At 66.3% G+C, this 14,606-nt stretch carries 14 protein-coding genes; 9 read left to right on the top strand and 5 right to left on the bottom strand.

From position 1 onward, the window contains the following. The first annotated feature begins 193 nt into the window (after positions 1-193). Positions 194-1,066 (top strand): caspase family protein, encoded by an 873-nt coding sequence (locus U1E69_RS15795; RefSeq protein WP_322245340.1) that lies wholly within the window; start codon positions 194-196, stop codon positions 1,064-1,066. Positions 1,067-1,118: 52 nt separating this feature from the next. Here the strand turns inward: U1E69_RS15795 and U1E69_RS22640 are convergent, their stop codons facing one another. The 4 genes from U1E69_RS22640 to U1E69_RS15820 all read right to left on the bottom strand — a co-directional run bounded on the left by U1E69_RS22640 (position 1,119) and on the right by U1E69_RS15820 (position 5,272). After that, on the bottom strand, positions 1,119-2,885 hold the full coding sequence (locus U1E69_RS22640) for a glutamate--cysteine ligase (RefSeq protein WP_416200295.1): 1,767 nt from the start codon (positions 2,883-2,885) through the stop codon (positions 1,119-1,121). A 274-nt stretch (positions 2,886-3,159) separates the two neighbouring features. Then, entirely contained in the window at positions 3,160-3,711 is a 552-nt protein-coding gene (locus tag U1E69_RS15810) for a hypothetical protein (protein WP_322245341.1), read from the bottom strand. After that, positions 3,708-4,556, bottom strand: a complete 849-nt coding sequence (locus U1E69_RS15815) for a GNAT family N-acetyltransferase (RefSeq protein WP_322245342.1) — start codon at positions 4,554-4,556, stop codon at positions 3,708-3,710. Before U1E69_RS15815 ends, U1E69_RS15810 begins: the two co-directional genes overlap by 4 nt. Then, positions 4,553-5,272: a 16S rRNA (uracil(1498)-N(3))-methyltransferase gene (locus tag U1E69_RS15820; RefSeq protein WP_322245343.1), complete on the bottom strand. Its 720-nt coding sequence runs from the start codon at positions 5,270-5,272 to the stop codon at positions 4,553-4,555. Before U1E69_RS15820 ends, U1E69_RS15815 begins: the two co-directional genes overlap by 4 nt. Positions 5,273-5,284: 12 nt before the next feature. Here U1E69_RS15820 and ubiA point away from each other — a divergent pair, with 12 nt between their 5' ends. From ubiA to U1E69_RS15860, 8 genes are all read left to right on the top strand, one after another. Next, entirely contained in the window at positions 5,285-6,262 is a 978-nt protein-coding gene (gene ubiA, locus U1E69_RS15825) for a 4-hydroxybenzoate octaprenyltransferase (protein ID WP_322245345.1), read from the top strand. A 47-nt stretch (positions 6,263-6,309) separates the two neighbouring features. After that, complete coding sequence (locus U1E69_RS15830) at positions 6,310-8,346, top strand: OmpA family protein (RefSeq protein WP_322245346.1); 2,037 nt, start codon at positions 6,310-6,312, stop codon at positions 8,344-8,346. Then, on the top strand, positions 8,343-8,672 hold the full coding sequence (locus U1E69_RS15835) for a hypothetical protein (RefSeq protein ID WP_322245347.1): 330 nt from the start codon (positions 8,343-8,345) through the stop codon (positions 8,670-8,672). The genes U1E69_RS15830 and U1E69_RS15835 overlap by 4 nt, the downstream gene beginning before the upstream one ends. Positions 8,673-8,857: 185 nt before the next feature. Next, positions 8,858-10,336, top strand: coding sequence for an NAD-dependent succinate-semialdehyde dehydrogenase (locus U1E69_RS15840; protein WP_322245348.1), 1,479 nt, complete (start codon positions 8,858-8,860; stop codon positions 10,334-10,336). Between the two features lie 154 nt (positions 10,337-10,490). Beyond that, positions 10,491-11,336, top strand: coding sequence for a glutathione-dependent disulfide-bond oxidoreductase (gene yghU, locus U1E69_RS15845; protein ID WP_322245349.1), 846 nt, complete (start codon positions 10,491-10,493; stop codon positions 11,334-11,336). A gap of 82 nt (positions 11,337-11,418) precedes the next feature. Continuing rightward, positions 11,419-12,150, top strand: coding sequence for an SDR family oxidoreductase (locus U1E69_RS15850; RefSeq protein ID WP_322245351.1), 732 nt, complete (start codon positions 11,419-11,421; stop codon positions 12,148-12,150). 72 nt (positions 12,151-12,222) lie between these two features. Further along, positions 12,223-13,344, top strand: a complete 1,122-nt coding sequence (locus U1E69_RS15855) for a pyridoxal phosphate-dependent aminotransferase (RefSeq protein ID WP_322245353.1) — start codon at positions 12,223-12,225, stop codon at positions 13,342-13,344. A 148-nt stretch (positions 13,345-13,492) separates the two neighbouring features. Continuing rightward, positions 13,493-13,978, top strand: coding sequence for a peptidoglycan-binding domain-containing protein (locus U1E69_RS15860; protein WP_322245354.1), 486 nt, complete (start codon positions 13,493-13,495; stop codon positions 13,976-13,978). Between the two features lie 115 nt (positions 13,979-14,093). Here U1E69_RS15860 and U1E69_RS15865 read toward each other — a convergent pair. Further along, positions 14,094-14,606 (bottom strand): hypothetical protein (locus U1E69_RS15865; protein ID WP_322245355.1); only part of this gene is annotated, 513 nt, incomplete at its 5' end.

Raw genomic sequence — 14,606 nt, forward strand, 5'->3', positions numbered from 1 at the left:
AAGCAGTGTTTCCGAAATGAACCCTTTCCAATCCAACTTCACCAAGGTTATGAAGGGTTTCTCAATGCTGCGGTGCCGCAAATTGGGCGTATTCGTCGGGCACCGGAAACGCAAAATTCATTAAGCCCCCTGTGGCAGAACAGCGCCTCGCAGCCGCGCGCCGAGGGCCAAGACTAGGGCTGAGGAGACGAGTATGAGTTTGGAGAAGCTGGGAGTTTCGCGACGCTCCCTTGTCATTGCAGCGGCTGCCGTCGCTACCGTGATTTCCCTCGGTCTCGGTGCCAATGCCGCGCTGAACAAGATCAGCGGCGACGCCAAGCAGGCGGTTTCCAGCATCGGCGGTCAGGCTGCAGGAATTGAAGCTGCCAAGCCTTCGCGCATTGCCCTCGTCATCGGCAACAGCCGCTACCCCGACGCCAACGCTCCCCTCGTGCAGCCGATCAACGATGCGCGCGCTCTGACTGCGGCGCTGCGCCGGGATGGCTTCGAGGTGGATGTCGTCGAGGACGCGAACAAGGAAGACCTTCGCCGCGCCGTGGACCGGCTCACGTCCAAGGTTCGCCGCGACTCGGTCGTCATGCTGTTTTACGGCGGCTACGGCATGCAGGCCGGCCGCGAGAGCTACATGATCCCGGTGGATGCGACGATCTGGAAGGAATCCGACGTTCGCCGTCACGGCACCAGCATTGAATCTGTTCTAGGCGCCTTGAAGGATCGGGGCGCCCGCGCCAGCCTCGTCGTCCTCGATGCAGCGCGCCGCAATCCGTACGAGCGCCGCTTCCGCACCTATTCGCACGGCCTGTCGCCGATCGATGCACCGCAGAATGCGCTGATCCTCTCGTCGGCAACTCCCGGCAAGGTGGTCGTCGACTCCAGGACCGAAAACAGCATGCTGGTCGGTGAGCTTTTGAAGAACATGAGCACGCAGGGCCTCGGCGCGGAGCAGATCTTCACCCGCACCCGCATCGCGGTGTCGCGCAATTCCGATGGCCAGCAGGTCCCGACGGTTTCCTCGTCGTTGATCGAGGAAATCCGTCTCGGCGCGGTCGAGAAGGCTGGCAGCTAAGCTGGCTTCAAGCAGTATCGTTGAAGACTTCGATAGGGCGCCTTCGGGCGCCTTATTTCGTTGCGCTGGAGTCGGCCGCGATGGTCCGCACCGGATCACCCTCGCGCAACAGCGCACCGGCGCGGGCGACGACGATATCGCCTTCGGTCAGGCCGTCCTTGATCTCCACCTGGCCCGACGACATGAGCCCGACCTCGACGCGGCGCGTTTCGATGCGCTGCCGCCGCACCACCTGGATGACGGCGCCACCGCTGCCGTAGAGGATCGCGCTCAACGGCACCGCGACATTGCAGCTCTCGCCGGTCTTGATGGTGGCGCGGCCCGACGCGTTGACGAGCAGACGCGGCTTCTGCGTGACCACCTGGATGCGCACCTGGCCAAGCTGGGTGATCGGATCGATCGTCGAGGATACGCTGCGCACGCGGCCCTGCACGCTCGGCGCGCCGACGACCTTGATGGTTGCGACCTGCCCCGAGGACAGCAAAGGCATGTCCTTGGCGGGAACTTCGCCGACCATCTCGAATTCGCCGCGCGCGATGATGCGAAACAGCGGGTCGGCGCGCATCGATGCGACTGTCCCGACGACCGCATTCACCGCGCTGATCGTACCAGCGACCGGAGCGACAAGCGAGATTTCACCGCCTTCGGGTTGCGTCAGGCGGACGAGTGGTTGACCCGCGGTCACTGACGCGCCGAGATCGACCAGCACTTGCGCGACGCGCAAGCCTTCGCGGGTCTCGCCGTCCAGGCCCTTCACCAGGTCCCAGGCCGAGTCTAGGGCGGTCTGGTCATACATCAGCCCGACCCAGAACGCGGGCAGCGCCGCGATATGCGCCTGGTCGCCGCAATCGGCGCCCCGCATCTCGATGAACTTTTTCGCCCGGGCTTCGGGGAAGACCGTGGTCATGTGGTCGGCCCAGTCCGACAGCGTCGGCTTCTCGCCCGGAAGCGCGGGCAGCTTTCCGGCCAGAAAATCGCGGAAGCTTTGCCCCAGCGCGTTGATGTAGGACCCGTCGCGGTAGACGAAATACATCGGCACATCGAGCACCCAGTCGACATAGGCCTGAAAGCCCATGTCGCGGTCGAAGGCGAAGGGCAGCATGCCCGTGCGACTGTCATCAAGGCCCCGCCAGATGCGGCTGCGCCAGCTGCGGTGGTGGTTGGGCTTGCCCTCGAAGAAGGGGCTGCTGGCAAAGAGTGCCGTCGCGACGGGCTGCAGCGCCAGCGCCACGCGCATCTTCTTCACGAAATCGGCCTCGGACCCGTAGTCAAGGTTCACCTGCACCGTGCAGGTCCGGTACATCATCTGCGTGCCGTGGGTCCCCACGCGGCCCATGTAATCGGTCATCAGCCGGTAGCGGCCCTTGGGCATCACCGGCATCTGGTCGTGGGTCCATTCCGGCGCGGCCCCGATCCCCATGAACTTGACACCCATCGGGTCGGCGATGGCGCGAACTTCGTCCAGATGGTCCTGCAGTTCCGCGCCCACGTCCAGCGACGAGACAAGGGGGGCACCGGACAGCTCGAACTGGCCGCCCGGTTCCAGACTGATGTTGGCCCCGTTCCGGGTCAGGCCGATGACATTCTCGCCCTCACGCACCGGGGTCCAGCCGTAGCGGGCCTCAAGTGCGGCGAAGATGGCCGAGATCGAGCGGTCGCCGGCGTAGGGCAGCGGTTGGCGGGTGTCGGTCAGCCAGCCGAATTTCTCGTGCTCGGCCCCGATGCGCCAGTCGGCGGCGGGTTTGCAGCCGGCCTCCATGTAGGCGGCAAGCTGGTCGAAGCTTTCGATCGGGCCGCCGCCGGATTGAGGGATGGACATGAGGACGGGCTCCGGGACTTCTGGCTGCTTCAGCTGGGCTTCCCGCCTGGGAAACCGGACGCCAAGAGGTGTCGTGCGGCGGGGGGCAAGTCAAGGGGGGTTGCGGTCGCGCCTGCAGCACGCACTGCGTGGTGTCCACGGTGGACGGATTTGCAGGGACAACGAATTCAACGGCTTGGCAAGCCGAACCAAACTTCTGTTGGCATTTGAACAGAAAAACTGTCGGTTTTGCGCGGCTGTCTGAACGGCGATGGGGCGGTGCTGGCCGGGCAGTCTAGCGGACCACGACCCCCGCCCCCTTGCGCGCCCAGATCAGCCGGTCGACTTCGGCCAGCGCCACCACGCGGCTGTCCGAGGGCGCGGCGTCCGACCCAAGGGCCGCGACAAGCGCCGCCATGTCGATGCCGGGCAGCGTGGCGAAGGCGTCGAACAGCGCTTCGGCCCCCTCGGCCTCTACCGGGATGTGCAAAAGCTGGCCATCGCCCTGCTTCAGCTTCCAGATCCGGCGACCGCGCAAGGTCAGAAGACGAAGTTCGGACAGTTCGGGCAGGCCGACAAACCCGCCGACGCGGGGGCCGAAATAGGCAATCTGGGCTTCGGTCACGCGGACGATGCCCGGAGCCTCGCCCTCTTGCTGAAAGCGGAGGCGGCGCCAGGCGGTCAGCGCCCAGCCGATGCCAAGGGCCAGAAGGGCAAGGCCGAGCGGCGTAAGAAGGTAGCCGCCCTTGCTGGCCGTCCAGGCCCCGAGACCGGCCAGACCAAGCCCCGCCAGAAGATCGGCGTTGCGTCGGGTGGCGGCCAGCAGTTCGGGGCGGATCAGGCTCATGCTGCAATCCGGGTCGGAGTGGCAAGGAGGAAGAGGGTGAAGTCGGCGGCGCGCTGAAAGCCGATGGCGCGATAGGCCCGGGCGGCGGCGGCATTGGCGGCGAAAAGGACGGCGCGGGCGGTGCCCTTCGCGCGGGCTTCGCCCAGGTGCAGTGCGACGGCGCAGCGGGCGTAACCCCGGCCGCGCAGGTCGGGCGGAGTATAGACGCCGCCGACCTGGACGATCTCGGGCAGGATGGCGTTGAAGCCGGTCAGCGCCACGGGCTGGCCGTGGTGACAAAGGACGCGGTGGCTGTCGCGGGCAAGGTAGCTGGCGAGGTCGGCATTTGCCGTTGCACGCGCGTTCGGGCCGAAGATGCCCAGGACTTCGCCGATGTAAGTTTCACGCCAGTCGGTCAGAAAGCTCAGATCCTCGGACGTGACCGGACGGAGGGACGTGTCGGGAAGATCAGGAACCGAGAGGTCGGCGAGATCGAGGGTGAAGCCGGGCTCGTCACGGTCGGCACTTGTGGGGAGGTGGTCAAGGCCGAGCGCTGTCACGACCGGCCGGGCCGAGGCGGCGGGGCCGACGGTGCCGATGACGGTAAGGCCGCCGAGGGCTGGCCTCAGGGCGGTGAGGTCGGGGGTGCCGTCGAAAAGGGGCAGGATCATCCCGGCCCGGGTCAGGGCTATGAGGCTGTTGCCCAGGCGCCAGATGCGGGTTGCGTGATCATGGTCGCTGGGGAAGGTGCCCTTGGTCAGGCCGTACGTTCGCAGGTTGGTCAGCGGGAACATCGCCTGGTCGATGCGGGCGGCAAGCAGGGCTTCGACCGCAGCGCGGTCGTCCGGTCCCTGTTCGACAATCACCGCCAGTCTCCACAGCTGGCCTGCCAGAGGGTCAGGGCGGCGACGGCAGCAGTGTCGGCGCGCAGGATGCGCGGGCCGAGGGAAAGGGGAGTGACATTGGGCCGGGCGCGGAGCCTGGTGGCCTCGTCGGCGGAGAAGCCGCCCTCGGGGCCGATCAGGATGGCGGCGGGGCCTGTCGTAGGCGTGACGGTGGCGGGCTGCCCAAGGGCGGTTTCGTCGCACCAGTAGAGGCGGCGGTCCTCGGGCCATTTCGCCAGAAGCTTGTCGAGGGCGATCAGGTCGGCAACCTCGGGGACACAGGTCGCGCCGCATTGCTCGGCGGCCTCGACGGCGTGGGCCTGCAGGCGGTCCTGGCGAATCCGGTCCGAGTTGGTATGGCGGGTCTGGACGGGCAGGATGCGGGCGGCCCCCAGTTCGACGGCCTTCTCGACAATGAAGTCGGTGCGGGCCTTCTTGATCGGCGCGAACAGCAGCCAGAGGTCGGGGGGCAGGTGCAAAGGCCGGGTCTGGACATCGGCCACGGCGATTGCGTTGCGTTTGCCGGCATCGGCCAGCGTCGCGCGCCACTCTCCGTCGCGGCCGTTGAAGAGGAGGATTGCAGCGCCCGCGGACAGCCGCATGACTCCGGTCAGGTAATGCGCCTGTTCGGGGGAAAGGCGCACGGCTTGCCCCGGGGCAAGCGGCTGATCTACATAGAGCCTGATCTTCGCATCCATGAGCCAGACCCTATGACCCAAGCGCCGGAATTGCCAGAGGCCGAGGCTGTTGCCGGTCGGGTCGCGGATGCACCCAAGGCGAACTGGGTGGACCTGTATGCTCCCGCCCCCGCGCGGCCCTATCTGCGGCTGTCACGGGCGGACCGGCCGATCGGGACCTGGCTGTTGCTGATCCCGTGCCTTTGGGCGATTGCGCTGGCGGGGGGTGTCAGCGGGTTCCGGGGCTGGGATCTGTGGCTGGTGCTGTCCTGCGGGGTGGGGGCGTTCCTGATGCGGGGCGCGGGCTGCACCTGGAACGACGTCACGGACCGGGACATCGACGCGCAGGTCGCGCGGACGCGGTCGCGGCCCTTGCCTTCGGGCCAGGTGACGGTGAAGGCGGCGCTGGTCTGGATGGTGGTGCAGGCGCTGCTGGCGGCGGGAATCCTCTTCACCTACAACTGGTTGGCCATCGGGCTTGGGGTCGCGTCGCTGGCGCTGGTCGCGATCTACCCCTTTGCCAAGCGCTTCACCTGGTGGCCGCAGGTCTTCCTGGGGCTGGCGTTCAACTGGGGCGCTCTGCTGGCCTGGGCGGCCCATGCGGGGACCGTGCCCCCGGCGGCGGTGGCGCTTTACGCGGCGGGGATTGCCTGGACCCTCTACTACGACACGATCTATGCCCATCAGGACCGCGAGGATGACGCGCTGATCGGCGTGAAGTCGACGGCCCGGCTGTTTGGCGACAACAGCCGGGGCTGGCTGTGGGGTTTTGCCGCGCTGACGCTGGTTCTGTTCGGCGCGGCTGTGGTGCTGGCCCATGCCCAGGCGCAGCGGCCCCTGGCCTTCGTCGTGGCGCTGGGGGGCGTCTGGGCGATGGGCTGGCATATCGGCTGGCAGATGCGGCGGCTGGACCTGGATGACCCGGCCTCGTGCCTGCAGGTGTTCCGGGCAAACCGGGATGCCGGGCTGATCCCCGTGCCGTTTCTTGCCGCCGCTGCATGGCTTGGTTGAACAGCCGCGTCCAAACCCCTAGGAAGCAGGGGTTCTGAGTCTTCCGGATGAAGCTTTTGCTCTTGCGCCTTGCCAAGCTGTCTTCGACCACCCTTGCGCTGCTGGCCTATCTACTGGCGGCGGGCGTGATGATCTCGGTCGCCTACGGGGCGGCGCTGGTGATCGAATCGCGGACCCAGAAGGTGGTGACGACCCGGCTGGCCGAAGCCGGGATCGACTGGATCACCGTCGACACCGACGGCTTGCAGGTCCGCCTGACCGGCACCGCCCCGCGTGAGGCCGACCGTTTCCGCGCGGTGAACATGGTTGGCGCGCTGATCGACACCTCGCGCATCCGCGACGGGCTGGACGTGACCCCGGCCTCGGCCATCGAAGCGCCGAAGTTCAGCGTCGAGATGCTGCGGACCGAGGACGAGGTGCAACTGAGCGGCCTGATCCCGGAAAACCCCGGCGAAGGCGGTCTGACCGAGACGACGCTGTCCGAAGCGGCGGCAGCATTGGCGCAGGGCACCGAACTGCCGGACATGCTGGAGACGGCGGATTATCCGGCGCCTGCGACCTGGAACGAGTCGCTGGCTTTCGGGCTGGCGGCGCTGGAGCAGCTGAAGCTGTCCAAGATCTCGGTCGCGGCAGACCGGGTCGGGGTCAAGGCCATTGCCGACAGCGAGGCCGAAAAACGGCGGCTGGAGACGGAACTGCGCGGGCTCGCCCCGGCCAACGTGCAACTGGTGCTGGACATCTCGGCCCCGCGTCCGGTGATCACCCCCTTCACCCTGCGCTTCGTCAAGGATGCCGAGGGCGCGCGGTTCGACAGCTGCTCGGCCGACACCGACCGCGCCCGGGCGCAGATCCTGCGGACGGCCGCGACGGCGGGGGTCGAGGGGGCCTCGGTCTGCCAGGTGGGTCTGGGCGTGCCGACGCCACGCTGGGCCGAAGCGGTGGGTCTTGGGATCGCTGCGGTGACGGAGCTGGGGTCGGGGTCGATCACCTTTTCGGACGCCGATGTCACGCTGCTGGCGGGCAGCGACGTGCCGCAGGACGCTTTCGACAAGGTGGTGGGCGAGCTGGAAACCGGGCTGCCGGACGTCTTCTCGCTGACCTCGACGCTGGAAAAGAAGGAAACCGCGACGCAAGGCCCGGCCGAGTTCACGGCGACGCTCAGCGAAGCCGGGCGGGTGGAACTGCGGGGGCGGCTGACCGACGAGATGCAGCGCCAGGCGGTGGATGCCTTTGCGAAATCGGCCTTTTCCGGCGCGCAGGTCCTGACCGCGACGCGCTTGGACGAGACGCTGCCCGACGGCTGGCCCGTGCGGGTGCTGGCGGGACTGAAGGCTTTGGCCGAGGTCGAACATGGCAAGCTTCTGGTTCGCGCAGACCTTGTGGAGGTGACGGGCGTCACCGGGTCCACGGCCACGCGGGGCCGGATCACGCAGATCCTGTCGGACGAGTTGGGCCAGGGCCAGACCTTCCGGGTCAATGTCCGCTATGACGAGGCGCTGGACCCTCTGGCCGCACTGCCGACGCCAGAGGAATGTGCTGCCGACGTGAACGCCGTCATCGCGCGCACGAAGATCACCTTCACGCCCGCCTCGGCCGAGATCGCAACCACCGCGCGTCCTGTGCTGGACGAGCTGGCCGCCATCCTGACGAACTGCCCCGCCATGCAGATGGAGATCGGCGGACACACCGATTCCCAGGGGTCGGAAGGCGGCAACCAGGCGCTAAGCCAGGCGCGGGCCGAGGCGGTGCTGCTGGCCTTGCAGGGCCGTCGGGTCGATGTGTCCGGCATGACCGCCCTTGGTTACGGCGAGACGAAGCCGATTGCCGAAAACGAGACGGAAGCGGGCCGCGAGGCGAACCGCCGGATCGAGTTTGTGCTGCAAGGCGTGCCGCAGGCGGCCGCGGTGGCAACCGACGGCGCGGCGCAGCCTGCCGCAGCAACGGCCGCACCGGCGGAAACCCCGACCGTTGCGGCGGAAGGTGCCGATTTCTCGGGCGACACCAGCCCTTCGGTCGCACCCACCGAAAAGACCATCGCGCCGAAACCGCGCCCCCAAGGCCTGCAGGCCGAGGCTGAAGAATGAACCGCACCGAATTCGTCGTCGCCACTGCCATCATCCTGCTGGTCGCCTTTGCGATGGGCTGGTTCACCCACTGGCTTCTGCACCGCTTCACCCGGGTCCAGGGTGGCGACATGGCCGAAATGGACAAGCTGGCGCAGTCGCTGCACGAGGCCGAAGAGCTGCGCGATCAGGCGCTGGCCTATCTGGAACAGCGCGAGGCCGAGCTGATGAACCACATCAGCCAGACCGAGGCCGAATTGAAAGCCGCGATGGAAGGCTTGCGCGACGCCCGGCACGAGGCCGAGGAGATGCGCGCCTATATCGAGCGGATGCACGCGAACGGTTAAGGGCGCGATGTCTTCAAAGAAATCGCAACGGAGCCTTTGAAGGCTTCGGTCCGGAGTTTTCGAAAACTCGGGCGCTTCGGTCCAGCCTGCCGGGGATTTGATCAAACGATGGCCTGAAATCGGCCTCGGAACTGGACATGCCCCGTCTCCCGTGGCAGGCCTTTTGGTAACCAATGGAGGCCCCCATGCTCGATTCCGTGACCGACCTTGCGTCGCTTCTGAAAGACCCCTCGCTTCTGGTCACCAAGTCCTACGTGGCGGGTGAATGGATTGATGCCGAGGACGGCTCCACTTTCCCGGTGACGAACCCGGCGCGGGGCGACGTGATCTGTCATCTGCCGAACCTTGGCCGGGCGGAAGCCGCCCGCGCGATCACCGCGGCACATGCGGCACACCGCGAATGGGCCAAGCGGACGGCAAAGGAACGCGCGCAGGTCATGCGCAAGTGGTTCGACCTGTGCATGGCGAACCAGGACGATCTGGCCACGATCCTGACTGCCGAGATGGGCAAGCCGCTGGCCGAAGCCAAGGGCGAGATCGCCTATGGCTCGTCCTATATCGAGTTCTACGGTGAGGAAGCCAAGCGCACCTACGGCGAGATCATCCCGGGCCACCAGCGCGACAAGCGCATCCAGGTGCTGAAGCAGCCCATCGGCGTGGCGGCCTCGATCACGCCGTGGAATTTCCCCAACGCGATGATCGCGCGGAAGGTGGCCCCGGCTTTGGCGGCTGGATGCGGGTTCGTGGCGCGTCCGGCGGCAGAGACTCCGCTGTCGGCCTTGGCGCTGGCATTGCTGGCCGAGCGGGCCGGGGTTCCGGCGGGGCTCTTCTCGGTCATCACCTCGAAGCGGTCGTCCGACATCGGGAAAGAGTTCTGCGAGAACCCGTTGATCCGCAAGCTGACCTTCACCGGGTCCACCGAAGTGGGCCGCATCCTGTTGAAACAGGCGGCGGACCAGATCCTGAAATGCAGCATGGAGCTGGGCGGGAATGCCCCCTTCATCGTCTTCGACGACGCCGATCTGGATGCGGCCGTGGAAGGCGCGATGATTTCCAAGTTCCGCAACAACGGCCAGACCTGCGTCTGCGCCAACCGGATCTACGTGCAGGCCGGGGTTTATGACGCCTTCGCCAAGAAGCTGGCGGTGGCGGTCGAGAAGCTGTCGATCGGTGATGGCCTCAAGTCCGGCGTCACCACCGGTCCGCTGATCAACGCCGCCGCTGTGGACAAGGTCGAGGAGCACATCGCCGACGTCCTCGCGGGCGGCGGCAAGATCGTCACGGGGGGCCACCGGCATGAGCTGGGCGGGACCTTCTTCCAGCCCACCGTCGTAACCGGCGTGAAGCCCGACATGAAAGTCGCGCAGGAAGAGACCTTTGGTCCGCTTGCGCCCCTCTTCAAGTTCGAGACCGAGGAAGAGGTGATCGAACTGGCGAACGCCACGATCTTTGGTCTGGCAAGCTACTTCTATGCCCGGGACATCGGTCGGATCACCCGCGTGCAAGAGGCGCTGGAATACGGGATGGTGGGCGTGAACACCGGCCTCATCTCCAACGAGATGGCGCCCTTCGGCGGAGTCAAGCAGTCGGGCCTGGGCCGCGAAGGCAGCCGCCACGGGCTGGATGACTACATGGAGCTGAAGTACATCTGCCTGTCGGTCTAAGCCGGGCAAACGCTTGCAAGGGGCGGTCTTCGGGCCGCCCCTTTTCTTTTGTCTGTGCATTTCGGCAGTCCTGTCCCGCAGCGCAGAGCCTCTGGTGCAGGTCGCGGCAAGGCACTAGCTTTCGTAACCGATCCGCAACGCGAAGGGCCATCCGATGTCTGACGACTACACCCCGCCGAAGGTCTGGAAATGGGAGCAGCCCTCGGGCGGTGCTTTCGCCAACATCAGCCGCCCCGTCGCGGGGGCCACGCATGACAAGGCGCTGCCGGTTGGCCAGCATCCCTTGCAGCTGTATTCGCTGGCGACTCCGAACGGGGTCAAGGTGACGATCCTTCTGGAGGAGCTGCTGGAGGCGGGCCATGACGCCGAATACGACGCCTGGCTGATCGACATCGGCAAGGGCGACCAGTTCGGGTCGGGCTTTGTCGCGGTGAACCCGAATTCGAAGATCCCGGCGCTGATGGATCATGGCAACGGGCAACGGGTCTTTGAGTCCGCGTCAATCATGCTGTATCTCGCCGAGAAGTTCGGGGGCGCGTTCATCCCGAAGGATGCCTCGCAGCGGACCGAGATGTTCAGCTGGCTTTTCTGGCAGATGGGGTCAGCGCCCTTTGTCGGCGGCGGCTTCGGGCATTTCTACGCTTACGCTCCGGTGAAGATCGAATATGCGATCAACCGCTATGCGATGGAGACGAAGCGGCAGCTGGATGTGCTGGACCAGCATCTGGCGAAGACCGAGTGGATGGCCGGGGAATATTCGCTGGCCGACATGGCGATTTATGCCTGGTACGGCAACCTGGTGCTGGGGCGGGCCTACAACGCGGCCGAGTTCCTGGATGTGGCCAGCTACAAGAACGTGCTGGCCTGGGCCAAGCGCATCGACGCCCGGCCGGGGGTTGTGCGGGGGCGGATGGTGAACCGCTCTTGGGGCGAGGACTGGGAGAAGCTGCCGGAACGCCATTCCGCGGCGGACTTCGACGCGCTGCCAAAGGCTCCGTGACGCACAGATAATGGGCGGTGAATGGATTGAGCCGGCCTTGGCCTTCGCCTAGGCTGGCCTTTCAATTCGAAGGAGCCTGCCCATGACAACCCGTATCGCCGTCGTCACCGGAGCCGCTGGCGGTCTGGGTCGGGCCTTTGTCGACCGGCTGCTGGCCGACGGTCTTACCGTCGTGGGCGTCGACATCGACGCCTCGGCGCTGCTCGCGATGGCTGCAGACCGCGAGGGGTTCCTGGCGGAAGCCGTGGATTTGACCGATGCCGACGCCATCGCGGACCTCTTCGACCGGCTGACCGCGCGGTTCGGTGGCGTGGACGCGCTGGTGAACAACGCCGGGACCTGCTTCATGTCGGATTTCCCGGACATCCCGGCCAGCGAATTGGACCGGCAGATGGCCATCAACTTCTCCTCGGCCTTCCATTGCTGCCAGGGCGCGGTCAAGGCGATGGCGGGGCGGCCTGGGGTGCGGAAGATCGTCAACATCTCGTCCAACGGGGCCTACAACTTCGACGTCTTCGACCCGCCGCACTACCGGGCCTCCAAGGCCGCGATGGACACGTTGACCAAGGACCTTGCGCGACGCTATGCGCGGGAGAAGATCGCAGTGAACTCCATTGCGCCCGCGATGACGGAAACGCCCCTCTTCAACGTGCTGACCGAGGAGGTGCTGGCGCGCGCGATCAGCGCCATGCCGCATGGGCGGGCGATGCAGCCCGACGAGATTGCGAACTGGGTGGGGTTCCTGATCTCTCCTGCAGGCGACGTGTCCTCAGGCAATGTGATCATCCTGAACCAGGGGCGCGACGTGAGATAAGGACCAAATTCCTTGAGTAAGGAATTTGACAAGAATTTTACTTAAAATTCTTGGGGTTGCGCGAGGGGGCGGATGAAGGTCACCATTCACAAGCTGTTCGATTACCTGCTTGAAACCACGGCTGCCGAGCCGCCGGAGTGTTTCATCGGTTTCTCGCTGGCCCGGTCCCCGCAACTGAAGGACTTTCTGCCCGATCTGGACCCCGAGATGTCGCTGGACTGGAACGGGAAAAGCTTCCTTGGCCTGCCAAGCCTGCGGCAGCGGGTGCTGGACCGGGCCGGGCTGGACTTGCCGTTGGACAGCGTCCTCATCACGGCCGGGGCGGCAGAAGCGAACTATCTCTTGTTTCGCCAGCTTCTGACCGCCGGAGACGAGATCGTGACCGAGGCCCCGGGCTGGCCGCAGGCGGGGGTGATGGCAAAGGCCATCGGGGCCAGGCTGGTCGAAGTCCACCGCGATGAGGGGCGGGGCTGGTGGCTTGACCCCGAGGCGGTGGCCCGGGCCATCACGCCCCTGACGCGGATGATCTTCCTGACCAATCCCAACAACCCGACAGGCCGCCTTATCCCCGAAGCAGATCTGCGCGCGCTGGCTGCGCTGGCGGACAGGCATGGCATCTGGCTGGTGGTGGACGAGGTCTATGCGGGCCTCGAATGGGCGGGGCCGAGGCCGCCCTCCATCGCCGGGATGACGCCCTTCGGGATCACCACGGGGTCGGTCTCCAAGGCGCTGGGGCTGCAGGGCTTGCGGACGGGATGGATGATCTGCCAGTCACCGCAGGTGATCCGTGACGCAATGATCCTGCGCGAGAACGGGTCCGAGATCATGAATGTCCTGGGCGAGCATATCGCCGAGGTGGCTTTGCGGCCCGACCGGATGGCGGCGTCGCTGGCGCGGGCGCGGAAGGAAGGCGCGGCAACGCTGGACCGGCTGGAGGCCTTTGTGGCCGGAGAACCCCGGCTTGGCTGGCACAGGCCCGAGGCGGGGCTGATCGGGCTGGCGCGGGTCGACGGCACCGACGGCGAATCGCTGGCGCGGGCCTTGCTGCAGCCGCCCTACCGGACCTTCCTCCTGCCCGGATCGGCCTATGGCTTGCCGCAGCATATCCGCATCGGGGCCGGTGGCGGCCCGGAAGCGCGCCTGGAGGAAGGTTTAGGACGGCTGTCCGCGCTGCTTGGCAGTGGGCAAATCTGACCCAAGCCGCTGACAACAAACAAGTTATCCGATAACAGCTGCGCGTTTTCCCCTAGCGTGCGGCTGATTTTGCCTAGCGTGGCCCCAATGCCCATAACCAGTGGCATCGAACCCCGGACTGCCCGGGGCACCCACGAAAGGACACGACATGCTGCTCTCTGTCATGAACGCCAAGACCACCCTGATCGCCGGCCTGACCGCGCTGACCATCGCTGCCGTTCCCGCCACCCCGGCGCAGGCCTGGGGCGAGAAGGAGCAAGGCTTCGTCGCCGGTGTCGCAACCGCGGTGATCGTCGACGAGATCCTGAAGAACCGCCGCGCCCGGCTGGGGGCCGCGCCGGTCTATGTCGCCCCTGCGCCGACCTATGTCGAGCCGCGCCATACCTACGTCGAGCCGCGCCACACCACCTCGGTTTACGCGACCCCGGCGGCGCGGGCCTTCCAGAGCTATTCGGCAAGTGAGCGCAAGGCAATCCAGCGCAAGCTGCGCGCCTGGGGCTACTATCGCGGCGGGATCGACGGCGCCTTCGGGCCTGGCACCTACAACGCGATCACCGCCTATGCCCGGGATGAAGGGACGTCACTGTCGTCCACGGCCAAGGCTTATGGCGTCTACGACGGGCTGCTGTTCTAGTCCCCACGGTCCGTCGCCTGCTCCGGCCCGGGTGCTCCCCCGCCCGGGCCGGAGATCAATTGGCAGGTCGATATCGGCCGGGTCTGCAAAGGGCTAGGTCTGTTCGCGGGTTGGTCTATTCGGGGGAGAGGTCCCAGGAGAACCAGGTGGCATCGCGCAGGGTCCGGGCGTCAGCGATGATTGCCGCTGCCTGATCCGGTGGGACTGCGCGGGCCTTGGGCGCATAGCTCCAGTGCAGGACCATGTTGCCGCCGTCGCTGACCTTCGCAGCAAGGCTGAAGTCGAAGGCGGGATTGCTGATCGTCACCGGGTCGGGTGCGATGAACTCGATCGGGGCATTGCGGACGCGGACTTCATGCGTGACGACCCAGGGGCCGCCGACATAAAGCGGCAGGCGGCGTGGGGCGAGGATGCGGTCGGGGAAAGTTTCGGCCATACCTTCGGGAGCAAAGGCGAAGTCCTGGCGCAGACCGTTCCGGTCCAGAGCCGGATAGGGCAGGAAGTAGCTTTCCGTTACCGTCACCTGGTTTGCTTCCCGGTCATCCTGCATGTTGGGAGCTTGGGCCATCCGCAGGCCGGGGTAGCGGCCGTCGTAGAAGTCCAGGAAGTCGCGCCCGATCTGCGAGAC

This window comes from Tabrizicola sp. (assembly GCF_034366665.1).
GTDB lineage: Bacteria > Pseudomonadota > Alphaproteobacteria > Rhodobacterales > Rhodobacteraceae > Tabrizicola.